Here is a 23754-nt window from a genome sequence, read left to right as displayed (position 1 = left end):
AGTATTTTCTAATCGTAAGATGAGGCTGAAACTGTCGAGGTCAGGCGGCGGATTTGGATCGACGGTTTATGGACTGGAACAGTAGTTTTCGAGCCTGCTGGACTTGTTTTGCGGCTTCATTATCGCTCATGGTGTTGGCTTGGTGTTCGAGCGCCGGGGAAGTGATGCCGGGTTTGAGGTAAGTCTGGTAATCCGGGATGGATTTCAGTCGCTCCCAGGGCATCATGATCTGGTCGCGCGGATAGGTTTTTCGGATCTTTCCCTTGGCGTCGATTTTGTCCACTGCGAAGTAACAAGGGCGGTGGAAATTGAGGTAGGAATTGAGTGTTTCGGTATAGAAGCGATTGATGGCCGTCGCATGTTTTTGCGGGATGTGGCTGTATCCCATGAGCTTGCGGATGACGGCGCCGTTCTTGCATTCGGCTAGCGCGTTATCGTTGGTTTGGCGCGGGCGCGACTTGGTGAATTCGACGCGCAGTTTCTCCAGAAGTTTGGCGATTTCGTGGTTGACGTACTCGGATCCTGAGCCCGAGTGGAAGCCGCGAATGTCGAACGGGAAGCCGTCGAGCAGCAGTGCGATCACGGGCAGCAGATAGGCTTCGCTAATGCGTTCCACCGAGGCCACCAGTTCCCACTGGGTGACGATATCGACGGCGTTGATAGGGTAGACACCCTTCATCCCGTCCTGATCGCCCTGGTGCACGGTATCAATGCGAATATAGCCGGGCAATCCCTGCGGGGCCGGCATTTTACGAATGCCAATGGCCACCGGCGATGGTCGGGTGCGTTGCCAGGCCACGCGCTGCTTTCGATAGAGCTCGGCTCTGCGCAGGTTGTAGAGATGCGAGACCGAGATCTGAGACAACTGGGCAAAGCGGTGATCGCCGAAATGCTCAAAGGCCCGGATCAACAACACCTTGGTCGCCGGGCCCGAGAGCGTATCGTGCAGGCTGTCGGTCTGCGCCAGTAACACCACGTCCGCGGGGCCATATTGGCGGGCAAAGCTGGTGCGGCTGGCCCGATCCAACGGCTTGAGAGACTGGGTGTCGCGATATTGCGCGATCAGTCTGGATAGATGCTGTCGCGAATACCCCGTCAAGCGCCGCATGTACGCAAACAGAATCCCGCGCTGACCCTTGGCTAACCTGAAATAGCGCAATCGCCTGATCACGGATGTAACAAAGGCGCGAAGAGTGGATTCATCGGTAGGAATCGAGAAGGCGACGTCGGCGGTACCTTGCGATTTGCTCGATCGTCTCGAGCCTTGATTCGTTCATATCGATCACCATCGGTAGATGATCGATCCAAAATCCTTATTTCAGCCTCCTATGCCGTTGGAAATACGGACCCCGTTTCAGCCTCCTATGCCATTGGAAGAGGCTCTGCCTTGACAATGCGGGGGGTCGTCAGTAATCTTCCGCACCCTGTTGCAGGGGTGCGGAAAGTCTCGCAAGGAACGAACATTCAAGCTTCCGGTGATATAGCTCAGTTGGTTAGAGCACAGCACTCATAATGCTGGGGTCGGTGGTTCAAGTCCACCTATCACCACCACGCAAACGCGGGCAGAAGAGAAGAGGGATTTGCGGCAATGCAAACCCTCTTTTTTGTCGGCGCGATACAATGCGTGCAACCACTTTCCAGCATTCGTTCGGCCCGACGTCGTCAAGCCGCCGGCGTATTCCGGAGTGACGTCCATGAGAAAAATTCAGTTCGCCTGCTTCGCCGCCATTCTTGTCCTGGCTGGTGCAACTCAGGCCCTTGCCGAACGCACTTTCCCGGAACAGGCGAAGCGTGGCGACCTGAAAGCTTACGAATACCCGTCGATGAAAATCGGAGACAATGTTTACAGGCTGTCACCGGGCAGCCGCATCTTCAACCAGCAGAATCTGATCATCATGCCGGCATCGCTGCAGGTACAGACAGCGCCGGTCATGTACATTCTCGACACGAGCGGCGACCTTTCCAGAATATGGTTGCTGACCGGCGAAGAAGCCGCAAGGCTCCCGTTGTCCAGATAATCGCGCTGCATGAAAAAGCTCTACATTCGCACCTACGGCTGCCAAATGAACGAGTACGACTCGGACAAGATGGCTGACGTGCTGAATGCGTCCGAAGCATTCGAAAAGACCGACGACCCAGCCGAGGCCGATGTCATCCTGTTCAATACCTGCTCGGTGCGCGAAAACGCACAGGAGCGCGTGTTTCACGCGCTTGGTCGCCTGCGTCCGTTGAAGCGGGCGCGGCCGGATCTCATCATCGGCGTCGGCGGCTGCGTAGCCAGCCAGGAGGGAGCGGTCATCGTCGACCGCGCACCTTACGTCGATGTGGTGTTCGGTCCGCAGACCCTGCACCGCTTGCCGCAGTTGATCGAAGCGCGGCGGCGCAGCGGCCGGTCGCAGGTCGATATCTCCTTTCCCGAAATCGAGAAGTTCGATGCCCTGCCTCCGGCGAAAGTCGAAGGCTGCACCGCCTTCGTCTCGATCATGGAAGGATGCAGCAAATATTGCAGTTTTTGCGTCGTGCCCTACACCAGGGGCGAGGAAGTCTCCCGGCCATTCGACGATGTGCTCACGGAAATCGCGGGCCTCGCGGACCAGGGCGTGAAGGAAATCACGCTGTTGGGTCAGAACGTGAACGCCTATCGTGGCACGATGAGCGACGGCGAGACCGCGGATTTCGCACTGCTGCTGGAGTATCTCGCGGAGATGCCCGGCATCGAGCGGCTGCGGTATACGACGTCGCACCCGCGGGAGTTCACCCAGCGCCTGATCGACTCGTACCGGCGCCTGCCGCAACTGGTCGATCATGTCCATCTTCCCGTGCAATCGGGGTCCGACCGGATACTGTCGGCGATGAAGCGCGGCTACACCTCGCTGGAATACAAGTCCATCATCCGGCGACTGCGCGCAGCACGGCCGGGCGTATCGATTGCAACGGATTTCATCGTCGGTTTCCCGGGAGAGACGGAACAGGACTTCGAGCAAACCATGAAACTGGTCGAAGATGTCGGCTTCGACGACAGCTATAGTTTCATGTACAGCCCGCGCCCTGGCACACCGGCGGCGGACTTCGCCGAGCAGGTGCCGCTGGTAACCAAGCAGGCGCGGCTGGCGCGGTTGCAGGCGGCGCTCGGCGCGAGCGCGAAGGCCATTAGCGAGCGCATGGTCGGCAGCGTCGAACGCATTCTGATCGAAGGGGCTTCGCGCAAGAATCCCCGGGAACTGGCCGGCCGCACCAGCAACAATCGTGTCGTGAACTTCTCCGGATCCAGCCGTCTGATCGGCAATCTGATCGACGTGCACATTACTGCCGCGTTGGCGCATACGTTGCGTGGCGAAGCGCGGCTGACAGAATCCGTTTGAATCCCCTGGAACTTTCTTTTACTCCGGTCGACAACCAGCGCCTCGCCAATTTGTGCGGCGCCTTGGACGAAAACCTCAAGCAGATAGAGAGCGCATTGGACGTATCGATTGCGCGACGGGGCGAACATTTCAGTATTTCCGGCGCGCCGGATCCGGCACAGCTGGCGGCTGAAGCATTGCAGCGCTTCTATCAACAAGCCGGCCGCAACGTGAGCCTGGAGGAAATCCAGCTCGGATTGATTGAAATCTCCGGCGCCGCCGCCCGGGCTTCTGGCAACGACGCACTGGTGCTGCAAACACGGCGTCGCGATCTGCATGGCCGCACACCGCGACAGGTGCAGTACATCCGGCAGATCCGGGAACACGACATTACCTTCGGCATCGGCCCGGCGGGCACCGGCAAGACTTACCTCGCCGTCGCCTGTGCCGTCGATGCTTTCGAACGCGACGCGGTGAAACGCATCGTGCTCGTGCGTCCGGCAGTCGAAGCCGGTGAGCGGCTCGGGTTTCTGCCGGGGGATCTGGCGCAGAAAGTCGACCCTTACCTGCGACCGCTCTACGACGCGCTCTACGACCTGATGGGCTTCGAGAAAGTCGGCAAACTGTTCGAGCGCGGCGCGATCGAAATTGCGCCTCTGGCGTTCATGCGCGGCCGCACGCTGAACCATTCCTTCGTCATTCTCGACGAGGCGCAGAACACCACGCCCGAACAGATGAAGATGTTTCTTACGCGCATAGGCTTCGGCAGCCGGGCAGTCGTGACCGGCGACGTGACCCAGATCGATCTGGCGAAAAGCCAGAAAAGCGGCCTGGTGGAAGCCGCCATGATCCTCGGAGAGGTACGCGGCATCGCCTTCACCCAGTTTCTTGCCGACGATGTAGTCCGTCACCCGCTGGTCCAGCGCATCGTCCAGGCCTATGAACAGCACCAAATCCGTCAGGCAGATTGATCCGATTGTCGCGCGCAGACCGCAAACTCGTGAGCAAGCCGCCGCCCGTACTCACCCTTTCGGTTCAGTATGGAATTGCGAACGACCGCCTGCCGTCGCGGCAGCGGTTAAGGTCCTGGGCGAAAGCGGCCTTGCTGACCGGCGCGGAAATCACGCTCAGGCTGGTCGGCGGCAGGGAAGGCCGGGCCCTTAATCGCGATTTTCGCGGCAAGGATTATGCAACCAACGTTTTGACGTTCGCCTACCCCGACATCGAGCCGCTGTCCGGCGACATCGTTCTGTGCGCACCGGTGATCGCGAAAGAGGCGCGCGCGCAGCACAAGCCGATCGAAGCCCACTACGCGCATCTGGTCGTGCACGGCATGCTGCATCTGCAGGGATACGACCACGAAAACAACGACGATGCCAGGGTGATGGAAACGCGGGAGGCAGAAATTGTCGCAAAGCTCGGGTATGCTGATCCCTACAAGACTTGAGTGAGCGGTGAATAGCGAACAGCGAACGGTGAAAACCTGGCGGCGTTGCGATTTCGCGGTTCACTGTTAACTGTTCATCGTTTACGCCCTTTTAATTCATGGAAGACGAACCGCATAAACCATCACTGCTCGAACGGCTGGGCGCGCTGCTGATGCGCGAGCCGGAAGATCGCGAGCAACTGATCGAGTTACTGCAGCGTTCCTACGAACGCAATCTGCTGGATGCCGACGCGCTGGCAATGATCGAAGGCGTCATGCAGGTTTCCGAGATGCAGGCGCGCGACATCATGATTCCGCGCGCGCAGATGGATGTGATCGACATCGGCAACACGCCGGAAAAATTCATTCCGTGGGTCATCGAAACCGGCCATTCGCGTTTCCCCGTCATCGGCGAAAACAAGGATGACGTCATCGGCATTCTGCTCGCCAAGGATTTGCTGAGCTATTACGCGGGCGAAGAATTCAATGTGCGGGACAGGCTGCGGCCGGCGGTGTTCATCCCCGAGTCGAAGCGTCTGAACGTCCTGCTCAAGGATTTCCGCAGCAACCACAACCACATTGCGATCGTGGTGGACGAATATGGCGGCGTCGCCGGCCTGGTCACGATCGAGGACGTGCTCGAGCAGATCGTCGGCGAAATCGAGGACGAATTCGACTTCGACGAGACCGAGGCGAATATCATCCTCGACCGCAACGGCCAGTTCCGCGTCAAGGCACAAACGGAGATCGACGACTTCAACAGGACCTTCGGCACCGATTTCAGCGACGAGGATTTCGATACCGTCGGCGGGCTGGTGCTTTCCCACCTCGGCAGGCTGCCCAAGCGCGGCGAACAGTTCCGCATCGGCGACCTGAACATCAAAGTCGTGCGCGCCGACAGCCGCAGGTTGCACGCGCTGCTGGTCGAGAAAGTCAGGACGGAGAGTGCGGCCTGAGTTTTTCGCAGCCATCCGTCCGGGCCGTCTGTTGACTTTCCTTCGCCTTTTCCTCGCGCCCTTCGCGCTCGGCGCGACGGCCGTACTCGGCTTCGCGCCCTTTCAGTTCTACTGCATCCCTCCCGTCACGCTGGCGGCGCTGCTGTTGATCTCGCTGCGATGCCATACGTTCAGAGCGGCTGCAGCGGTCGGCTTCGCTTTCGGCGCGGGACTGTTTCTCGCGGGCGTGAGCTGGGTTTACGTAAGCCTGCATGTTTACGGCGGCATGGCGATGCCCGTCGCGGCATTTTTCACCCTGCTGTTCTGTCTTATCCTGGCATGTTATCCGGCGCTGGTCTGCGCAATCCTGCTGCGCCCGCGCGCGAACACGCCGGTCAGGTTGATGCTGCTGTTTCCCGCGCTGTGGGCCGCTGCGGAATGGGTGCGCAGCTGGATGTTTTCCGGCTTTCCGTGGCTCGCCATCGGCTACTCGCAGGTTCCCTCGAGCCCGCTCGCGGGCTATGCGCCCTTGCTGGGCGTCTACGGCGTATCCCTGATCACCGCGGCGGTTGCCGGTGCCGCAGCCAGCGCCATCGATGGCTTCTTCCGTCGTCGCTCTGCGTCAGAACCGGGCAAGCAGTCTTCCGGTTTTATTGCGGGCATTTGCGTTGCCGGCATATTCGTAATCGCGGGCGGCGCTCTGAAGACCCATCAATGGACACAACCCGTGCCAGGCGAGCCGACCAGCGTGACTCTGCTGCAGGGAGATATTCCACAGGAATTGAAATGGCGGCCCGAGCGCGCACTGACCACGCTGGAAACCTATCTGGAACTTGCGCGCTCCGCACCCGGCAAACTGATCGTGTTGCCTGAAACCGCGCTGCCGATGCTCAATGTCGACATTCCGCCCGACTATTTGAAGGCGCTCGCCGACCGGGCCGTCCGGAACAGCGGAGACATGTTGTACGGCGTTCCGGAACTCGACCCGTCCGGAAACTATTACAACAGCGTCATGAGCATCGGGACAGGACCGGCGCAGACCTACCGCAAGCACCACCTGGTTCCGTTCGGCGACTATTTTCCGCTGCGGCCGGTCCTCGGCTGGATCATGAATCTGCTGCACATCCCGATGTCGGATTTTTCGCCCGGGGCGCAAGTGCAGAAACCGATGCAGGTGGCCGGGCAGAAAGTCGCGGTAAACATCTGCTACGAAGACGCGTTCGGTGAGGAAATCATCCGTCAGTTGCCGGAAGCCACGATGCTGGCGAACTTCACCAACGACGCCTGGTGGGGCGATACGATAGCGTCGCGGCAGCACCTGCAGATCGCGCAGATGCGGGCGCTGGAAACCGGCCGTCCGATGCTGCGCGCGACCAACACCGGCGTAACGGCGATCATCGATCCTCGTGGGCGGATTGTCGCCTCCGCTCCCGAATTCACCACGACGACGGTCAGTGGCGAAGTGCGTGGCTATCAGGGCAGCACGCCTTACATCGTATTCGGCAATGCCGGGTTCCTCTTGCTGGCGCTGGCAATGCTCCTGATCCCGCCGATCGCCGCCCGGGTTGTGCGCGCCCGCTGAGCGGGCGCCGTCCTCGTCCGGTCACTGCATGTAGGCGAAGCCCTGCTTCTGCAGGTCGATGATTTCCGCATCCGCCATCGGCACCATGGTGACGAAACCGTGAATGTCCGGCGGCTCGAAACCGCGGCGGCGCGCGGCCACCTTGCACATGCGGATGTCGATGATGCCGCCTACTGTAAGACTTTGCGCGCGCAGCATCAGATCCTTGTACTTCGCGTAATTCCGGGTCGCAAAAAAACCGATCTCGTCCCCGTGCAGCACGATGACGATCTTGCTGTCGAAGGGATCGGCATCGTTCAGCGCGGAAAGATAGCTGGCCCGATCCAGCACGTTTTCGAGTTGCGCGACGGTCTTGACCGACACGTCGTACACCACTTTCTGCTTGCTGTAGATTTTCTCCACGGTCTTCGCCTGTCCCCATGGCGCGGAGGAATCCCCGGACGCGGCGACAGCGGGTAACCACAGGGCGAACACCAGTGCGAGCAGTCGGAACATCATTGCTTCATCCTCGTTAAAGCAGGCGGTTTTGAGTACAATTCAGACTTTCCTTCGGGACGCTCAAGTCCTGAATTTTTTGCAGAATTCATTGATGTTGAACTTCCAGGAAGTGATTCTAACGCTGCAGCGCTATTGGGGTGATCGCGGCTGCGCGATTCTGCAACCCTACGACATGGAAGTCGGCGCGGGGACCTCGCACACCGCGACGTTTCTGCGGGCCATCGGACCGGAACCGTGGCGCGCCGCCTACGTGCAACCGTCACGCCGTCCGAAGGACGGACGCTACGGCGAAAATCCGAACCGCATGCAGCACTACTATCAGTTCCAGGTCGTGCTGAAACCCTCGCCGCCCGACATCATCGACCTTTATCTGGATTCGCTGCGCGCACTCGGTATCGACCCCCAAGTGCACGATATCCGCTTCGTCGAGGACGACTGGGAGAATCCGACGCTGGGTGCGTGGGGCCTCGGCTGGGAAGTCTGGCTCGATGGCATGGAAGTCACGCAGTTCACCTACTTCCAGCAAGTCGGCGGGCTCGACTGCAAGCCGATCACCGGCGAGATCACCTATGGCATCGAGCGCCTGGCTATGTATCTGCAAGGCGTGGAAAACGTGTTCGACCTGGTCTGGACACCGGGACTGACCTACCGCGACGTCTATCACCAGAACGAAGTCGAGCAGTCGACTTACAACTTCGAGCAGTCGAATACGGTCGTACTGTTCCAGCATTTCAACGACTACGAGGCGGAAGCCAAACGGCTGATGGCGGCGCAGCTCGCGCTGCCCGCTTACGAAATGGTGTTGAAGGCCGCCCACACGTTCAATTTGCTGGATGCTCGCGGCGCAATTTCGGTCACCGAGCGTGCGGCATACATCGGCCGCATCCGCAATCTTGCGCGCAGCGTCTCCCAGGCCTATTTCGATTCGCGGCTGCGCAACGGCTTCCCGATGAGCAAGTCCGAGCAACTGCAGAAGCTCGGCGTCGACGTCACGGCGATGAAGGCGGCTCTGGCTGAGAAAGAAAAAGCGGCGGCCGCATGAGCGCCAACCTTCTGGTCGAATTGTTCACCGAAGAACTGCCGCCGAAAGCGCTGAAGCGCCTGGGCGACGCTTTTGCAGGAGGCATAGTCGAGGGTCTGAAGAGCAGCGGACTCTTGGACGCCACTTCCAAGTCGAAAGCTTTCGCCACGCCGCGCCGCCTGGCGGTTTACATCTCATCCGTCCTGCCCAAGGGATACGACTGCCCTGTCGAACAAAAACTCATGCCGGTCGCCATTTCGCGCAAGGAGGACGGAAGCTGGAGCGATGCGTTGCGCAAGAAGCTGGCGGGCATGGGCCGTGAAAAACTCGCCGATGTGCCACTCAATTCCAAAGTCGGCACGGATTCGCTGGCGATCAAGCCGGACGGCAAGGCCTACAGCGTCTATCTGCGCACCGTGGCTGTGGGGCAATCGCTCGAGCAGGCATTGTCCAAATCGATCGAGGACACGATCGCGAAGCTGCCGATCCTCAAAGTGATGAGCTATCAGCTTGCCGACGGCGCAACGACGGTGAAGTTCGTCCGTCCGGCCCACGGACTGGTCGCAATGCATGGCGACAAGGTGCTCGCCGTAGCGACGCTCGGCCTCGAAGCCGGATGTGTTACACATGGCCATCGCTTCCAGGGCATGAAGGATATTTCGCTCGTCCGCGCGGATGAATACGAAGCCAGGCTCGAGAACGAAGGTCGGGTCATTGCCGATTTCGACAAACGCAGGACCGAAGTTGCCAGGCAACTCTTCGAAAAAGCCGAAGCGCTCAAGTCTTCCCTCGGCCCCGATGCCGATTACAAGCCGCTGCTCGACGAGGTCACCGCCCTGGTCGAATACCCCTCGGTATATATCGGCGAGTTCGAAGAAGAATTTCTCGGCGTTCCGCAGGAATGCCTGATCCTCACGATGCGCCAGAACCAGAAGTATTTCCCTCTGTTCGATGCGAACGGCAAGCTGACCAACAACTTCCTCATCGTCTCCAACATGCGGCTCGCCAACTCGAAGAACATTGTCGAGGGCAATCAGCGTGTGGTCAGGCCGCGGCTCGCGGACGCGCGTTTTTTCTTCGAGACTGACAAGAAAACGAAGCTGGTAGATCGGGTGGCGGGACTCGCTTCTGTCGTGTACCACAGGGAAATTGGAAGTCAGCTTAATCGTGTTAACAGTTTGCGCATGATAGCCAGGGCCATTGCGCAAGATATCGGATCAGACCCAGAACTCGCCGACCGCGCCGCACATCTTGCGAAAGCAGATCTTCTTACGAATATGGTCGGCGAATTTCCGGAACTCCAAGGCATCATGGGTCGTTACTATGCGCTCGCGGACGGCGAGGACGCGCGCGTCGCCACTGCAATAGAAGATCACTACAAACCGCGCTTCGCTGGAGATGAACTGCCGCGCAATGATGTCGGGTTGGTGATCGCATTGGCGGACAAATTAGACACTCTGATCGGGCTGTTCGGAATCGGTCAGTTGCCAACCGGAGATAAGGATCCGTTCGCACTGCGCCGACATGCGCTTGGCGTGATTCGCATTGTCATCGAGAAGGATCTTCGTGTTGGACTGAATGGGTTGATCGAGCATGCCGTGACTGCGTACAGCGCGAGTCAGTTGGCAAAGTTCCGTGATGCTGAACGCGAACAGAGAATATCCAGGGTAGAGGTTACGCAGGCATTCCCACTGCGCTTCATTGCCCCGGAGACCTTTCGGCCATCTGAAGACGCAATTTCGAAACTGGCGGACTTTGTTTACGAGCGACTCAAGAGCCTGCTTCGTGACCAAGGCTTTACCCCTCAAGAGATTGACGCGGTCGTATCGCTTCGCCCTGACTTACTTGCGGACGTACCCAAACACCTGGCGGCTGTCCGCGCTTTCGCCGGCCTGCCGGAAGCAGAGAGCCTTGCCGCAGCAAACAAGCGCGTGGCCAATATCCTCAAGCAAGCCGAGGCCAAAGGGGAGACGTTCCGTCAATCTCCGGTCGCCGGGAAGGAAAAGGCCGAGCACGACCTCTTCGACGCGCTAAAGCACGCTTCCGGTCAGGCAATGCCGCTGCTGCAGAAAGGTGACTACACCGGATACCTGAAAACATTTGCAGTTCTGAAAGCTCCGGTAGATGCTTTCTTCGATTCCGTGATGGTCATGGTGGACGACAGCGCCGTGCGCCAGAATCGCCTCGCGCTGCTAGCCGATCTGCGCCGGGAAATGAATCGCATCGCGGACATCTCCAAGCTCGCCGCATGATAAGGCGTGAACAGTGATCAGTGAATGGGGAACGGTACAATCATGACAAAGACTGTATCGGTTTTTCCGTTCTCTGTTCACCGTTTACCGTTCACTTGTCCATGAAACTCGTCATCCTCGATCGCGACGGCGTCATCAACCAGGACAGCGATCAGTTCATCAAGAACACCACCGAGTGGAAGCCGATCCCGGGAAGCCTGGAGGCGATTGCGAAGCTCAACCATGCCGGCTACCGTGTCGTTGTCGCGTCCAACCAGTCCGGCATCGGGCGCGGGCTGCTCGACATGGGCGCGCTGAACGCGATCAACGACAAGATGTACCGCGTCCTCGCTCAAGTGGGCGGACGCATCGATGCCTTGTTTTACTGTCCGCACGCGGCGGATGCGAATTGCGATTGCCGCAAACCGAAGCCGGGCATGTTCATCGACATCGCCCAGCGATTCCACGTCGATCTCGCGGGCGTGCCCAGCGTCGGCGATTCGCTGCGCGATCTGCAGGCCGCCGCCACGGCTGGAGCCCAACCGATGCTGGTGCTGACCGGCAAGGGCGCCAAGACCAAGGCCGCCGGCGGGCTGCCTGAAGGCACGCCGGTTTTCGCCGATCTTGCCGAGGCGGTACGCCACGTCGTTGCATGAACGTGGTTGCGGCATTCCTGCGCTCGGTCGTTTACGAAATCCTCCGCTTCGTGATCACGGTGATCTTCGCCGTCATCTCGCTGCTCACTTTCCCCTTCAGGCCGATCACGCGCTATCGCATCATCACGGCGTGGTCGCACCTCGTCATCGGCCTGGCACGGGTAATTTGCGGCGTGCGCTATTGCGTGATCGGGCGCGATAACCTGCCTCAGGGCCCATGCATCGTCCTGTCCAAGCATCAGTCGGCCTGGGAAACGCTGGCGTATCAAATAATACTGGCGCCGCAGGTCTGGGTTCTCAAGCGCGAGTTGTTGCGCGTGCCCTTCTTCGGCTGGGGACTGGCGATGATGAGCCCGATCGCGATCGACCGCGGTTCCGCCTCCCGCGCACTCAAGCAAACGCTGGAGCAGGGCAAGAGCCGGTTGTCCGACGGATGGTGGATCGTCATATTTCCGGAAGGCACGCGCATCGCCTCCGGAAAGCGCGGCCGCTACCATCTTGGCGGCGCGTGGCTGGCCTGCAAGACCGACACGCCGGTCTTGCCGATCGCGCATAATGCGGGAACCGTCTGGGGCAGAAATGCCTTCATAAAATATCCCGGGACCATCACCGTGAGCATCGGCCCGGTGATTCATCCGGCGGGAATGACCCCGGACGCTCTCAACCGGAAAGCTGAAGACTGGATAGAAAACGAAGTCGCCCGCCTCGGGAACGCTCGCTCATAAGCGACCTGTTTCCGGTCACCGCGGTCTCCGAGCCGAAAAGCATCCGGCTGCGCGACCGCGACGTCGCCTACCGCCTGAAGCGCAGCCAACAGCGTCGGACCATCGTACTCACCGTGGACGAATATGGACTCACGGTCAGCGCACCCTGGCGAAGTTCCGAACGACGCATCGTCGGTGTCATCCGCGACGCCGAGGAATGGGTGCTGAAGAAGCTGGATGTCTGGAGTGCATTGCCGGCTCGCTTCCAGTCCTGGATACAAGGCGACAAGGTCAGGTATCTTGGCCGCGACCTGAGTCTGCATCTGACGGCAGATAGAATCGCAACGCTGGCGACTTTGGGGGATGGAGATCGCCTGCATATCGCGCTGGCCGATCCGGCCCACAAGGATTCGGTCAAGGACGCCGTGGTCAAGTGGTACCGCCACCATGCGCAATCGAATTTCTCCGGCCGTATCGGCGAATTTTCACCCAAGCTCGACGTGCCCGCACCCCGCCTCTTCCTTTCCAGTGCCCGGACCCGCTGGGGCAGCTGCAACGCAAAGCGCGAAGTCCGGCTGAACTGGCGGCTGATCCAGGCTGCGCAGTCGACGATCGACTATGTCGTCGTGCACGAGCTGGCCCATCTGATCGAGATGAATCACTCGCGGCGATTCTGGAAACTGGTCGCGTCGGTGTGTCCGCACTATCGCGAGGCCTGCGCCGAACTCAACCGCATGGGTCTTTACTACATGGATATCTGAGCGGCCTGCCGCGTAGTCAACGCGACGGACCCCTATGCTAGACTCAGGTCTCTGCCGGAACACCCCATGCGCCGTCTCTGTATTCTGATCGCCCTCGCCTTCCTCGTATCCGCTTGCGGCCAGAAAGGCCTGCTCTACCTGCCCAAAGACGACGACAAGCCGAAGAAGCACGAACCGAGAAAAACCGAAGAAGGGACCATCGAGAAGTGAGCGTCTTTTCCCTCCGCAACGGCGAGCTCTTCGTCGAAAGCGTCGCGCTGTCGCGGATCGGCGCTCAATTCGGCACGCCTTGCTTTGTCTATTCACGCGCGGCGCTTGAGCAGGCTTTCCGCCGTTATGACCAGGCTTTCGGAACACGTCCGCATCTGATCTGCTATGCGATGAAAGCCAATTCGAATCTCGCCATCCTGGATCTGTTCGCGCGATTGGGCAGCGGTTTCGACATCGTGTCGGGCGGCGAACTGGCGCGGGTGATCGCAGCCGGCGGCGATCCGGCGAAGACCGTCTTCTCCGGCGTGGGCAAGACCCGCGACGACATGCGCCAGGCGCTCGCCGCAGGGGTCATGTGCTTCAACGTCGAATCGGAAAGCGAATTGGAGAGGTTGAACGAGGTTGCGGGGGAGATGAACAAGAGGGCGCCGGTGAGCATCCGCGTCAACCCGGATGTCGACGCCAAAACGCATCCCTATATCTCGACGGGGCTGAAGGAGAACAAATTCGGTGTCGCCTTCGGCGAGGCGCTGCGAATCTATCGCAAGGCCCATGCGCTGGGTAGTTTGAAAGTCGTTGGCATCGACTGCCACATCGGATCGCAACTGACCGAACTGGCGCCTTTCATCGATGCCTTCATGAAGGTGCTGGAACTGGTGGATACGCTGGCGGCCGAGGGCATCGAGTTGAAACACTTGGATCTCGGCGGCGGCCTGGGCATTCGCTACCGCGACGAGATACCTCCGCCGCCCGATTCGTACGTAAAGGCGCTGCTCGATTGCGTCGGCGAACGCCGGCAGGAAATCCTGCTCGAACCCGGCCGCTCGCTGGTCGGCAATGCCGGCTTGCTGCTCACGCGCGTCGAATATCTCAAGCACGGCGATGTACGCAACTTTGCCGTGGTCGATGCCGCAATGAACGACTTGATTCGCCCGGCGCTGTACGACGCCTACCACGAAGTTCGCCAGGTCGTGCCGTCGACCGCCGGCTCCAGACGCTACGAGATTGTCGGGCCGGTATGCGAAACCGGGGATTTCCTGGCGCGCGACCGCGAACTCGCGGTACGTGAAGGCGATCTGCTCGCAGTCATGTCGGCGGGCGCCTACGCGATGAGCATGAGTTCCAACTACAACAGCCGTCCGCGAGCCGCCGAGGTCATGGTGGATGGCGGCAATGTGCATCTGATCCGTGAACGCGAGCATATCGAGCAATTGTTCGCCGGAGAACACCCGCTGTCCTGAGCGTTATGCGAAATACGACTGCCGGTCATCCATTCCGGCTGCCGGATCGTTTAACTACTTGACGTTGGCGGGCGTGATGCTCCGCACCTGGCAATAGTTGCCGGAACTATCGGGCGAGCGCGGCCTCTATCTTTTGCCGCCTCCATAACTTTTTAGACGCTGCGGTTACGGATGTTAAACTTCATGCAGCCGCCTGTTTGCGGCCAGGAATAACATGATCGTTTTCGATCTCGCGTGCGACAACAACCATCCGTTCGAAGGGTGGTTCGGTACGGCGGACGACTTCGCCCTGCAGGCGAAAGCCGGCGATATCGCATGCCCGGTCTGCGGCTCAGTGGAAGTCACGCGCCAACTGTCGGCACCCCATGTCAATACGCGTTCCGGCAGCAAGCCGGCCGACGAATCGCAAATGGTATCCGTTGCGAACGCTGCCCAGGAACTCAGGAAAAAATTCATCGAACATGTGCTGAGCAACACCGAGGATGTCGGCCACCGCTTCCCCGAGGAAGCGCGCAAAATTTTCTACAAGGAAACGCCGGAGCGGGCGATTCGCGGCACGGCCTCCAGTCAGGAAGTCGGCGAACTGAAGGAAGAAGGCATCGACGTAATGGCCATCCCCGGCACGCCGGCTTTACCGGAAAAGCTTCACTGAATCCTTGAGTCACCGGCGGGCGTGATATAACGCGCCATGCCCGCCCGCGTCCTGCCTTTCCTCGTTCTCGGCTTCGGGGTCGTCGTCGTCTCGTTCGCCGCTATCCTGATTCGTTTCGCCCACGCAGAGGGCGCCCCCTCTCTTGCCATTGCCGCGGTTCGATTGACGGTTGCCGCACTTGTACTGGCGCCATTCGCGTGGTTGCGCGCCGGCGGGGAAATGCGTCGGTTACGCCGGCGTGAACTGGGCCTGTGCATGCTTTCCGGCGCCCTGCTGGCCGTGCACTTCTGGACGTGGATCACCTCCCTCGAACACACTTCGGTCGCCAGCAGCACAGCGCTGGTTACGACCAATCCGCTGTGGGTCGCGCTGGCATCGGCGATCCTTTTGCGCGAACGCCCGGGCGGCGCGGCGGTAGCAGGCATCCTGCTCACGCTTGCCGGAAGTGTGCTTGTCTTTGCCGCTGACGCCAGCTGCGCCCCAAGCCTCGACTCGGAGCCGATGCTCGGCAATGTCCTGGCACTCGCAGGCGCGATGTCGGCATCCGGCTATCTGCTGGTGGGACGGGCCTTGCGTGCTCGTGTATCGCTGACTGCGTATATCTGGCTCGCATACTCGACCGCCGCGTTACTGCTGCTGGCCGCAGCAATGGCGACCGGCGTATCGCTCATGTCCCTGCCCGCGGCGGCATGGGTATTCATGGTTGCGCTTGCGCTCGGCCCCCAATTGATCGGACACACCACCTTCAACTGGGCATTGCGACGGCTCACTGCAACTTTTGTCGCGATTGCGATACTAGGTGAACCAGTCGGCGCTGCGATCCTCGCGTGGCTCTTCTTCGACGAAGGGTTCACCCCGCTCCAGTTGATCGGTTTCGTGCTGTTGCTAGCTGGCATCTTCGTGGCTGCCCGTGATGAGAAATCCCGTGAGGCCCAGAACTGAAAGCTTCGCCGCAGGAATTAAATTCTCACCACGACAGCTTCAGCTCCAAGTGTTCCCTTGAGTGTTTTACCTTAAGACACGAAGGAAGGCGAAATAGAAAATCGAGATGCCAGAGTAAATTTACGCAGTCGAAAGTGCGGTTGTCAGGTTTCGACTGGAAAGGCAGTGTCCGAAAGGCAGATTCCGACCCTCATGCGACGTTCGCACGTTTCCATAGCAGACGCTCACAACCACAAAACCGGACGTTCTATCTCGTGCCGCACGCAAGCTCTCAACGAAGTGATCCCGAACGCCGGAATCGATAAAACCTAATGCAAAATACAGCCTCTGTTCGTGGCACTGCCACCTCGGCAGCGAAGTTTATCGAGCCGCATCAGGCCACGGCTTGGGGCACGTGTGCACTGAAGAAGTCCATGAACGCTCGAACCGAAGGCAGCAGGCCCCGGCGGGACGGCAGCAACATGCTCACCGTCGCAATGCCAGCATGCCATTCAGGCAAAACGCGAATAAGCACGCCGCTTTGGACTTCCTTGCGCGCGACATATCCAGGTAGCGCCACGATGCCTTGTCCCTGACAGGCAGCGACTTTGAGCGTGACCATGTCGTCGCTCAGTAGCCGCGGGGAGTAAGTCACGCTAGTCGTTCGATGCGGCTGCTTCTCGCTGGCAAGCGTCCAGACGTGTGATTCCTCACTATGTCGTACGCCGATTCCCTCGTGTTGAGACAGCTGCTCGGGCGTGGTGGGGGTACCTTTGCGTGCCAGGTAGCTGGGAGATGCGAAGAGGCGCCAGGGGATATCGACGAGATGGCGCTGAATCAAGGTGGAAGCGGGCAGCGGAGTCGAATGCGCCCGTAGGCACACATCAAACCCCTCCTGCACGGGATCGACGAATCGATTGGTCGCATGCTGAACAATGCGAACCTGGGGATGAAGCGTCATGAACTGCACGATCACATCGGCAAGGGCCAGTTGCGCCAGTGCGACCGGACAACTGAAGCGGATAGTCCCGCTTGGCTCGGCGGTACGCCGCCGGACAACGTCCTGCGCCGTCTCCGCCTCGATCAGCGTAGCAACCGCATGCCTGTAGAACTCCGCACCGATGTCGGTCACGGCAAAGCTGCGCGTTGTGCGCTGAATCAGGCGCGCCCCTAAGGCAGCCTCGAGGGCGAAGATATGGCGACTGACGCTTGATTTCGGTAAGTCGAGAGCACGTGCGGCAGCGCTGATGCCCTTCTTCTCTACCGCTTGGACGAAATAGTAGAGATCGTCCAAATCCAGCAGCCGCTTCTTTCGGGGGGCCGGCATCGTTCCGCCTTTTGGGACAATCAGTTCCATTTTGCCTAATTGTGCGGGCAATGTCCCAAGAATAACCTACTCCCACGGTCCTCCACATGAACCAGATCTTTAGTCACACGCGCCAGGGAGAGAGAGCGATGAATCGCCGTGAATTTCTCAATCAATCCAGTATGGCCATCGCCCTTGCGACCTTTGCCACGACTACTGTCGGGGCGGCTGCGGCGAGCCCCGAATCTATCCAATCGAAAGGAGCCCCGGACATGAGCCAACCAACCCCACGCCGCCCCGAGCGGCTGACACGTGACAATGCTGTACTACTCTTGGTCGATCACCAGATCGGCTTGTATACCGGCGTGCGCGACATCGACACCCTAAGCCTCAAACACAACATCGTCGGCCTGACCCGATCGATGCTCGCGCTCAAGGTGCCGGTGATCGTTACCACTACGACCGAGAAAATGTGGGGACCGCTCATCCCCGAGCTCACAGAAGCATTGCGAGGTATCAAGCCTATCGAGCGCACTACAGTCAACGCCTGGGATGACAAGCGCGTGGTCGATGCGGTTAAGGCGACGGGCCGCAAGAAACTGGTGGTGACCGGTATCTCCACAGACGTTTGTCTCGCCTTTCCGGCGATGGCGGCATTGGCCGACGGCTTCGAGAGCTATGCCGTGATCGACGCCTCGGGGGGCTTCACGCGCACACAGGTAGACATGGGAGTCCTGCGCATGCAGCAAGCGGGCGTCGTTCCAGTCGGTTACTCCAATGTTGCCGTTGAAATATTGGCTGACAACGCGGCACCCGAGGCCGAGGCAGTCTATACCGCGCTCGACATCCCATTCGGCAGCTTGGTATTCGGTCTGAGGCAATATTACTCACGTACCTGAGTCATGGCTGGAGGGCCGCTATGCAGCCGCCCCCGCGCCTGCGTCCGCTTCGGAGCGATCTAGGGATCGGCGCTCTGCGCCCGCAGTTGGCCGGATTCAGCCGCTGATATTTGCCTGGCTTTTCTTCGCGTCTTCGCGCCTTAAGGTAAAACACTCAAGGGAACACTTGGAGCTGAAGCTATCGTAGTGATGACTCCGGTTTGGCCATTCGCTTCAGCCCCGGCGCATGCCGGCTGCGATCTGCACAGGCGCGGTACCGCCGCTTCACATCTTCAGCCAGGCCGCGATGGGTAACCTGCCCGGCGTGCACCTGCAAGCCGTTCGCCAGCCCCGCGTTTTCAGACAGCGCTTCGAGTCAGTGATCGGCAACTGTAGCGGCCGGGAGGTGCGCCTGCAATCACGCCGCTTGGGAGCGTGCCGCGGTAGAAGGAGGGGACGCCGAACGCTGCTGCTTCAGCAGGTACAGCAACCGGATGATGAACAGCGCGGCGAGCAGCACCGCGAAGGTGAACGGCTCGGTGATATCTTTTTTTACCAGCCACCAGAAATGCGCCACGCCCAGTGCCGACAGGACGTAGGCCAATCGATGCAACCATTGCCAGCGCTTCGCGCCGAGGCGTTTCACCATTGCGTTGGTCGACGTAATCGCCAACGGTATGAGCAGCACGAACGCGGAAAATCCCAGCATGATGAACGGCCGCTTGCCGATGTCCTTGACGATATCCTTCCAGACGAAGAACTGGTCCAGCCAGATGTAGGTGGTGAAGTGCAGGCTGGCGTAGAAGAATGCGAACAACCCGAGCATGCGCCGCAGGCGCAGAAGCCACGGCAGCCCGGAGAGTCTTCTTAGCGGCGTCACGCACAGGGTGATCAGGATAAAGGCCAGGGTCCACCAACCGGTGGAGTGGGTGATGAATTCGACCGGATTGACGCCCAGCCGATTGCGAAATCCCTGCCAGACCAGATGCGCAAGCGGAATCAGGCAGGCCAGGAACACTGCCGCCTTGATCCACTTGATTTGTTCCGGTTTAGGTTGCATTGATTACTGAAAATCTTTCACCGCGGAGGACGCAGAGGACGCGGAGGAATGGCAAGAGCAAAAAGCATTCGAATGTTAAAACCTAGTATCGGTGGTAATTTCGGCACCGGGCCCGCTCTTAACTCCCCTGTTTCCTCGTTTTTGTTTTCCTCCGCGTCCTCTGCGTTCTCTGCGGTGAATGCTTGAGTTCTAGAAATTCTTCTTCAGGTCCATGCCGGCGTAAAGTTGCGCGACCTGGTCACCGTAACCGTTGAACATCAGCGTCTCGCGTTTCTTGTCGAACAGCGAATCGACCACGGAAAGTTTTTCTATCCTGCGCTCCTTCGCCTGACTCCAGCGCGGATGGTCGACATTCGGGTTGACGTTGGAATAGAAGCCGTACTCGTTCGGCCCGGCCAATTCCCAGGAAGTCTTGGGCTGCTGCTCGGTGAAACGGATCTGCACGATCGACTTTGCACTCTTGAATCCGTATTTCCAAGGCACCACCACACGCACCGGCGCACCGTTCTGATTCGGCAACGCTTCGCCGTAAAGACCCAGCGTCAGCAACGTCAACGGGTGCGTGGCTTCGTCCATGCGCAAGCCCTCCACGTAAGGCCACTTGAGCACGCGCACGTTCTGTCCCGGCATTTGCGCGGGGTCGAGCAGCGTGACGAATTCGACGAACTTCGCATTGCCGGTCGGCTCGACGCGCTTGATCAGTTCCGAAAGCGGAAAACCGACCCAGGGAATCACCATCGACCAGCCTTCCACGCAACGCATGCGATAAACGCGTTCTTCCAGGGGCGCGAGCTTGAGCAATTCATCGATGTCGTAGGTCTTCGGCTTCCTGATCTCGCCCTCAACCTTGACCTGCCAGGGCCGGGTCTTGAGTTTGCCGGCGTGTGCGGCAGGATCGTCCTTGTCGGTGCCGAACTCGTAGAAATTGTTGTAATTGGTGATGGCCTCGAGCGGCGTCACCGTTTCGTTCACGCTGTAGGCACTCTTCTTCACGCCCGGAAGTTTGGTCCCCGCGTGCGCTTTGCCGGGCATGAACATGCCGGCGCCGTAGAGGCCGCCGGCCATGCCCAGTCCGGCGGCTGCCCGCATGAATTCGCGCCGGTTGAGAAACAGGTCGCGGTCGGTTATTTCGGAAGACTTGATGCCGGATGAACGTCGAATCAGCATGATCGAACTCCTCGGTAACGGTGCTTGAGTCGTACTCGCCCTCTAAGCCTTACATCAACTATGGACCTTACATTAAGACTGCGGCGTTCCTGAACTGTTTTGAGGCTGCGTGCGTACATACGAGCGCCCGCCGTAAATGGATGTGTCAGATGAGGAAAACGGTGGCGAGGCCGAGAAAGATGAAGAACCCCATGCTGTCCGTGGTGAAGGTCAGCAATACGCTGGAACCGATCGCCGGATCCCGGCCCATTTTCTGCATGACCAGGGGAACGATCATGCCCACCAGCGCGCCGACCAGTAGATTGAGCAGCATCGCGCTCGTCATCACCAGGCCGAGCGGCACGCTGCGATAAAGCAAGTAGGCGAATATTCCCGCCACGCCGCCCCACACCACGCCATTGAGCAGGCTGATTGCCAACTCCTTGCCAATCAATCGACGCGCGTTCTCCGGTGTCACTTGCCCCAGCGCGAGCGAGCGGATGATCAGCGTCGTGGTCTGGTTACCCGAGTTTCCCGCGATACCGGCGACGATGGGCATCAAGGTGGCGAGCGCCACCAGCCTCTCGATCGTTCCTTCGAACGCCCCGATGACCCTCGAGGCGAAGAACGCGGTGCCGAGATTGACCGCGAGCCACAACCAGCGGTTCTTCGCGCTCTTCCACACCGAAGCGAAGATGTCTTCTTCCTCGAGCAGGCCGGCGTGGCTGAGTTGCTCCGCTTCGTTGCGCTGGCGAATGAAGTCGACGACCACGTCCACCGTGACGCGTCCGACGAGCCGGTTGCCCTGGTCGACCACCGGAGCGGATACCAGATCGTAACGCTCGAACGATTGCGCCGCCTGCTGCGCCTTGTCGTCCGGCGACAGGGTGATGAACTCGGTATTCATCACGGCGCCGACCAGCACTTCCGGATCCGTCACGATCAACGTGTTGACCGGCAGGACACCCTTGATGAGGTCGTCGCGATCCACCACAAACACCTGGTCGGTGTGATCGGGCAGTTCATCCATGCGCCGCAAATAGCGCAAGACGACCTCCATGGTGACGTCGTCGCGCACCGAAACCATGTCGAAGTCCATCAACGCGCCGACTGCATCCTCCGGGTAGGACATGGCGGCGCGCAACTGCTCGCGCTCCTCGACGGACAGCGAATGCAGCACGTCGTCGACCACGTCTTGCGGCAGGTCGGGAACCAGGTCGGCGATTTCATCGGTGTCGAGCTGTTCCGCGGCCGCGACCAGCTCATGCGCATCCATGTTCTCGATGAGCGTCTCGCGTACTGAATCCGAGACTTCGAGCAGGATTTCTCCGTCGCGCTCGGCCTTGACCAGATCCCAGACGACCAGGCGCTCTTCGAGCGGCAGTGCTTCAAGAATGTAGGCGACGTCGGCCGGGTGGAGCTTGTCGAGTCTCTTCTGCAGCTCGGCAAGGTTCTGTTTGTGGACAAGCGATTCCACCAGTTCGTGGCGCGGCATGTCCTGCTTGTGAACCATGCCTTCCACGATCCGGTGCTTTTGCAGCAAGGTCCTCACCTGCTCGAGGGCCTCCTGCACGCTTTGCGTTCGCTTCTTTTTCGTCGCGGCCTTGGCCATTGCTCCGTACCGATCAAAGACCGCCAAAGGATACTGCATCTTTGCAACCGCGCGATGAGGCGACGGCAGAAATCAAAGCGGGGCTTGGATGCCAAGCCCCGCTTCAAGCGCGCTACCCGCCGCGCGCTGTTTGATACTGCATCTTACGGCTTGGTCTGCGTGCGGGTCGCCTCCCAGGAAATGAACTGCAGGCCCTTGTCGCGCTTGGCCCAGATGCTGTGGAAACGGATTTCAACCGCCACATCCTGGCCTTTGACGGTCACATCGAAATTACCCAGCCCGGAGATGATCGCCACGCAGCCATAAGTGCGCACGGTGACGTCGCTGCGCTGCATGTTGCGGTATTTGACCGTGCCGGATTTCATGGAGTCGATGTACGTGGCCTTGTTGTCCACGATCGCCGACGAATGAATGTATACCAGATCGTCGCCGTAGAGCTTTTGCATCGCGCCGAAGTCATCGCCCATCTGCGCCGCATAACGCGCGTCTTCCGACGCCAGCGCCTCTTCGGCCGTGACCGGACCGCCGCAGTCCCCCGCCCTTGCCGGACTTGCGGCAGCCAACCCCAGAATTGCCAAACCAAGAAGCAGACCAGACAGCTGTTTCATGATTCCTCCCTTTTATTTATGATTTCGTTCTTCGAAAATACCGGCACCCGGGCGCCGATCCGCACTTAAACGCCAATCCCTGGCGACGGTGCACACCGGAATTCGGCATCCGGACAAAACCCGGGGTTCGTGCTACTGCGGCGTGAGCACGGCAAGCGGCTTGGCGCCGCAAACCACTTTTTTGCCCGCCAGACGTGCCGGATAGACCGATAGTTTGCCGGCCTTCCAGCCGTAGCCGTAGCGCTTTTTGTCGTCAACGCTCTTGTTGTCATTAGCACCCTTGGCCGCGCCTTCGCTCTGCAGATAATCGCAATGGGCACCCGGGTCGTTCAGCGACAACTCGTAATTGAACTTCTGCTCCGGCCAGGTCGCCTCGCCGGATTCGTTGAAGATCCAGGTCCTGCCTTTCTCGTCGCGATAATTTCCGGCAATCACGAGGCGGTTGAGCTGAGGACTCAGTTCGCCGGCGACCGGGACATAGTCCGCCCATTTGCCCTTCATGAAGTCCGGCTCCGCCACGCGCAGTCGTTCTATTTTTCCCTGCGCGTTTTTGGCGGCCTCGAATCGAATGTATTTCACCTCGTTGCTCGACATCGGCTTGTCGTCGGCGCCGACCACCAGACGATAGGCGCCGGGTTTGCCGTCTGGCTCGACATCGAGCACCGCTTGCAGAGAAGCCTTGTTGAAATCGGTCACCACGATCGGGTAGGCGCGGCCTTCACGCCGGATTGCGATGAGCACCGGCGGCGCCTTCTTTGCTGCCGCATGCGGGCTTTTCAGTGCCGCGAGTACGCTCATGTAGGCTTCATTGATCCAGATGCCTTCGACATCCTTCAGAAACACCCGATCCTTGCGCACGGGAGGCGTCTGCCCGGGCGGTGTCTGTGCAACTGAGGAAATGGCCAGGGCTGTGAGAAGGATTATGGCAACGAAGCGTAACGGCAAAGTGGATCTGGAGCGCATGG

At 59.7% G+C, this 23754-nt stretch carries 23 protein-coding genes, 1 tRNA gene and 1 pseudogene; 17 read left to right on the top strand and 8 right to left on the bottom strand.

What is annotated here, in order from left to right; genetic code table 11:
• Nucleotides 1-40: 40 nt before the first annotated feature.
• Nucleotides 41-1289 (bottom strand): annotated as a pseudogene (locus HY067_13455) (integrase).
• A gap of 185 nt (nt 1290-1474) precedes the next feature.
• Here HY067_13455 and HY067_13450 point away from each other — a divergent pair.
• The 7 genes from HY067_13450 (at nt 1475) to lnt (ending at nt 7284) form a co-directional block, all read left to right on the top strand.
• Nucleotides 1475-1551 (top strand) — tRNA-Met (locus tag HY067_13450).
• Nucleotides 1552-1694: 143 nt separating this feature from the next.
• Nucleotides 1695-2018 carry a hypothetical protein gene (locus HY067_13445; protein ID MBI3528961.1) on the top strand — a complete coding sequence of 108 codons (324 nt, stop codon included), beginning with the start codon at nt 1695-1697 and terminating at the stop codon, nt 2016-2018.
• 9 nt (nt 2019-2027) lie between these two features.
• Nucleotides 2028-3362: a tRNA (N6-isopentenyl adenosine(37)-C2)-methylthiotransferase MiaB gene (gene miaB / locus HY067_13440; protein ID MBI3528960.1), complete on the top strand. Its 1335-nt coding sequence runs from the start codon at nt 2028-2030 to the stop codon at nt 3360-3362.
• The gene (locus tag HY067_13435; protein ID MBI3528959.1) at nt 3353-4312 is read left to right on the top strand and encodes a PhoH family protein; all 960 of its coding nucleotides are present in this window, start codon (nt 3353-3355) and stop codon (nt 4310-4312) included. Before miaB ends, HY067_13435 begins: the two co-directional genes overlap by 10 nt.
• Before the next feature lie 29 nt (nt 4313-4341).
• Nucleotides 4342-4788, top strand: a complete 447-nt coding sequence (ybeY, locus tag HY067_13430; GenBank protein MBI3528958.1) for an rRNA maturation RNase YbeY — start codon at nt 4342-4344, stop codon at nt 4786-4788.
• Nucleotides 4789-4886: 98 nt separating this feature from the next.
• Entirely contained in the window at nt 4887-5723 is an 837-nt protein-coding gene (locus HY067_13425) for a CBS domain-containing protein (protein ID MBI3528957.1), read from the top strand.
• Nucleotides 5724-5751: 28 nt separating this feature from the next.
• Entirely contained in the window at nt 5752-7284 is a 1533-nt protein-coding gene (gene lnt, locus HY067_13420; GenBank protein ID MBI3528956.1) for an apolipoprotein N-acyltransferase, read from the top strand.
• 21 nt (nt 7285-7305) lie between these two features.
• Here the strand turns inward: lnt and HY067_13415 are convergent, their stop codons facing one another.
• Nucleotides 7306-7782 carry a DsrE family protein gene (locus tag HY067_13415; protein ID MBI3528955.1) on the bottom strand — a complete coding sequence of 159 codons (477 nt, stop codon included), beginning with the start codon at nt 7780-7782 and terminating at the stop codon, nt 7306-7308.
• Nucleotides 7783-7873: 91 nt separating this feature from the next.
• On the opposite strand from HY067_13415, the gene glyQ reads away from it, so the two are divergent.
• From glyQ to HY067_13370, 9 genes are all read left to right on the top strand, one after another.
• The gene (glyQ, locus tag HY067_13410; GenBank protein MBI3528954.1) at nt 7874-8824 is read left to right on the top strand and encodes a glycine--tRNA ligase subunit alpha; all 951 of its coding nucleotides are present in this window, start codon (nt 7874-7876) and stop codon (nt 8822-8824) included.
• The gene (locus tag HY067_13405; protein MBI3528953.1) at nt 8821-11055 is read left to right on the top strand and encodes a glycine--tRNA ligase subunit beta; all 2235 of its coding nucleotides are present in this window, start codon (nt 8821-8823) and stop codon (nt 11053-11055) included. The genes glyQ and HY067_13405 overlap by 4 nt, the downstream gene beginning before the upstream one ends.
• A 101-nt stretch (nt 11056-11156) precedes the next feature.
• A complete protein-coding gene (gmhB, locus tag HY067_13400; GenBank protein ID MBI3528952.1) occupies nt 11157-11690 on the top strand; it encodes a D-glycero-beta-D-manno-heptose 1,7-bisphosphate 7-phosphatase in 534 nt (177 codons plus the stop codon).
• Entirely contained in the window at nt 11687-12415 is a 729-nt protein-coding gene (locus tag HY067_13395; GenBank protein MBI3528951.1) for a 1-acyl-sn-glycerol-3-phosphate acyltransferase, read from the top strand. Before gmhB ends, HY067_13395 begins: the two co-directional genes overlap by 4 nt.
• Nucleotides 12416-12528: 113 nt before the next feature.
• A complete protein-coding gene (locus tag HY067_13390; GenBank protein MBI3528950.1) occupies nt 12529-13155 on the top strand; it encodes a M48 family metallopeptidase in 627 nt (208 codons plus the stop codon).
• Between the two features lie 66 nt (nt 13156-13221).
• Complete coding sequence (locus HY067_13385) at nt 13222-13365, top strand: lipoprotein (protein MBI3528949.1); 144 nt, start codon at nt 13222-13224, stop codon at nt 13363-13365.
• Nucleotides 13362-14606 (top strand): diaminopimelate decarboxylase, encoded by a 1245-nt coding sequence (gene lysA, locus HY067_13380; GenBank protein ID MBI3528948.1) that lies wholly within the window; start codon nt 13362-13364, stop codon nt 14604-14606. Before HY067_13385 ends, lysA begins: the two co-directional genes overlap by 4 nt.
• A 214-nt stretch (nt 14607-14820) precedes the next feature.
• Nucleotides 14821-15258, top strand: a complete 438-nt coding sequence (locus tag HY067_13375) for a DUF1178 family protein (protein ID MBI3528947.1) — start codon at nt 14821-14823, stop codon at nt 15256-15258.
• Nucleotides 15259-15294: 36 nt separating this feature from the next.
• A complete protein-coding gene (locus tag HY067_13370) occupies nt 15295-16200 on the top strand; it encodes a DMT family transporter (GenBank protein MBI3528946.1) in 906 nt (301 codons plus the stop codon).
• 373 nt (nt 16201-16573) lie between these two features.
• On the opposite strand, the gene HY067_13365 is transcribed toward HY067_13370, so the two are convergent.
• Nucleotides 16574-17536 (bottom strand): LysR family transcriptional regulator, encoded by a 963-nt coding sequence (locus HY067_13365; protein ID MBI3528945.1) that lies wholly within the window; start codon nt 17534-17536, stop codon nt 16574-16576.
• A gap of 221 nt (nt 17537-17757) precedes the next feature.
• Here HY067_13365 and HY067_13360 point away from each other — a divergent pair, with 221 nt between their 5' ends.
• A complete protein-coding gene (locus tag HY067_13360) occupies nt 17758-18384 on the top strand; it encodes an isochorismatase family protein (protein MBI3528944.1) in 627 nt (208 codons plus the stop codon).
• 397 nt (nt 18385-18781) lie between these two features.
• Here the strand turns inward: HY067_13360 and HY067_13355 are convergent, their stop codons facing one another.
• The 5 genes from HY067_13355 to HY067_13335 form a co-directional block, all read right to left on the bottom strand.
• On the bottom strand, nt 18782-19423 hold the full coding sequence (locus HY067_13355) for a sulfoxide reductase heme-binding subunit YedZ (GenBank protein MBI3528943.1): 642 nt from the start codon (nt 19421-19423) through the stop codon (nt 18782-18784).
• Nucleotides 19424-19612: 189 nt separating this feature from the next.
• A complete protein-coding gene (gene msrP / locus HY067_13350; GenBank protein MBI3528942.1) occupies nt 19613-20584 on the bottom strand; it encodes a protein-methionine-sulfoxide reductase catalytic subunit MsrP in 972 nt (323 codons plus the stop codon).
• A 151-nt stretch (nt 20585-20735) separates the two neighbouring features.
• A complete protein-coding gene (gene mgtE, locus HY067_13345; protein MBI3528941.1) occupies nt 20736-22181 on the bottom strand; it encodes a magnesium transporter in 1446 nt (481 codons plus the stop codon).
• 143 nt (nt 22182-22324) lie between these two features.
• The gene (locus HY067_13340) at nt 22325-22789 is read right to left on the bottom strand and encodes a nuclear transport factor 2 family protein (GenBank protein ID MBI3528940.1); all 465 of its coding nucleotides are present in this window, start codon (nt 22787-22789) and stop codon (nt 22325-22327) included.
• Between the two features lie 132 nt (nt 22790-22921).
• Entirely contained in the window at nt 22922-23752 is an 831-nt protein-coding gene (locus HY067_13335; GenBank protein MBI3528939.1) for a hypothetical protein, read from the bottom strand.
• Between the last annotated feature and the right edge of the window lie 2 nt (nt 23753-23754).

The organism is Betaproteobacteria bacterium (assembly GCA_016194905.1).
Taxonomy (GTDB): domain Bacteria; phylum Pseudomonadota; class Gammaproteobacteria; order Burkholderiales; family JACQAP01; genus JACQAP01.
The sequence above is the reverse complement of the archived record's forward strand: the minus strand, read 5'-3'. Positions and strand labels throughout refer to the sequence as shown.

What these genes read in the sequence shown, in the direction of transcription:
- HY067_13445 (MBI3528961.1), top strand. Translation starts at nt 1,695, where the DNA reads ATGAGAAAAATTCAGTTCGCCTGCTTCGCCGCCATTCTTGTCCTGGCT.
- miaB (MBI3528960.1), top strand. Translation starts at nt 2,028, where the DNA reads ATGAAAAAGCTCTACATTCGCACCTACGGCTGCCAAATGAACGAGTAC.
- HY067_13425 (MBI3528957.1), top strand. Translation starts at nt 4,887, where the DNA reads ATGGAAGACGAACCGCATAAACCATCACTGCTCGAACGGCTGGGCGCG.
- HY067_13415 (MBI3528955.1), bottom strand. Translation starts at nt 7,782, where the DNA reads ATGATGTTCCGACTGCTCGCACTGGTGTTCGCCCTGTGGTTACCCGCT.
- glyQ (MBI3528954.1), top strand. Translation starts at nt 7,874, where the DNA reads ATGTTGAACTTCCAGGAAGTGATTCTAACGCTGCAGCGCTATTGGGGT.
- HY067_13405 (MBI3528953.1), top strand. Translation starts at nt 8,821, where the DNA reads ATGAGCGCCAACCTTCTGGTCGAATTGTTCACCGAAGAACTGCCGCCG.
- gmhB (MBI3528952.1), top strand. Translation starts at nt 11,157, where the DNA reads ATGAAACTCGTCATCCTCGATCGCGACGGCGTCATCAACCAGGACAGC.
- HY067_13395 (MBI3528951.1), top strand. Translation starts at nt 11,687, where the DNA reads ATGAACGTGGTTGCGGCATTCCTGCGCTCGGTCGTTTACGAAATCCTC.
- HY067_13385 (MBI3528949.1), top strand. Translation starts at nt 13,222, where the DNA reads ATGCGCCGTCTCTGTATTCTGATCGCCCTCGCCTTCCTCGTATCCGCT.
- HY067_13375 (MBI3528947.1), top strand. Translation starts at nt 14,821, where the DNA reads ATGATCGTTTTCGATCTCGCGTGCGACAACAACCATCCGTTCGAAGGG.
- HY067_13370 (MBI3528946.1), top strand. Translation starts at nt 15,295, where the DNA reads ATGCCCGCCCGCGTCCTGCCTTTCCTCGTTCTCGGCTTCGGGGTCGTC.
- HY067_13365 (MBI3528945.1), bottom strand. Translation starts at nt 17,536, where the DNA reads ATGGAACTGATTGTCCCAAAAGGCGGAACGATGCCGGCCCCCCGAAAG.
- HY067_13360 (MBI3528944.1), top strand. Translation starts at nt 17,758, where the DNA reads ATGAGCCAACCAACCCCACGCCGCCCCGAGCGGCTGACACGTGACAAT.
- HY067_13355 (MBI3528943.1), bottom strand. Translation starts at nt 19,423, where the DNA reads ATGCAACCTAAACCGGAACAAATCAAGTGGATCAAGGCGGCAGTGTTC.
- mgtE (MBI3528941.1), bottom strand. Translation starts at nt 22,181, where the DNA reads ATGGCCAAGGCCGCGACGAAAAAGAAGCGAACGCAAAGCGTGCAGGAG.
- HY067_13340 (MBI3528940.1), bottom strand. Translation starts at nt 22,789, where the DNA reads ATGAAACAGCTGTCTGGTCTGCTTCTTGGTTTGGCAATTCTGGGGTTG.
- HY067_13335 (MBI3528939.1), bottom strand. Translation starts at nt 23,752, where the DNA reads ATGCGCTCCAGATCCACTTTGCCGTTACGCTTCGTTGCCATAATCCTT.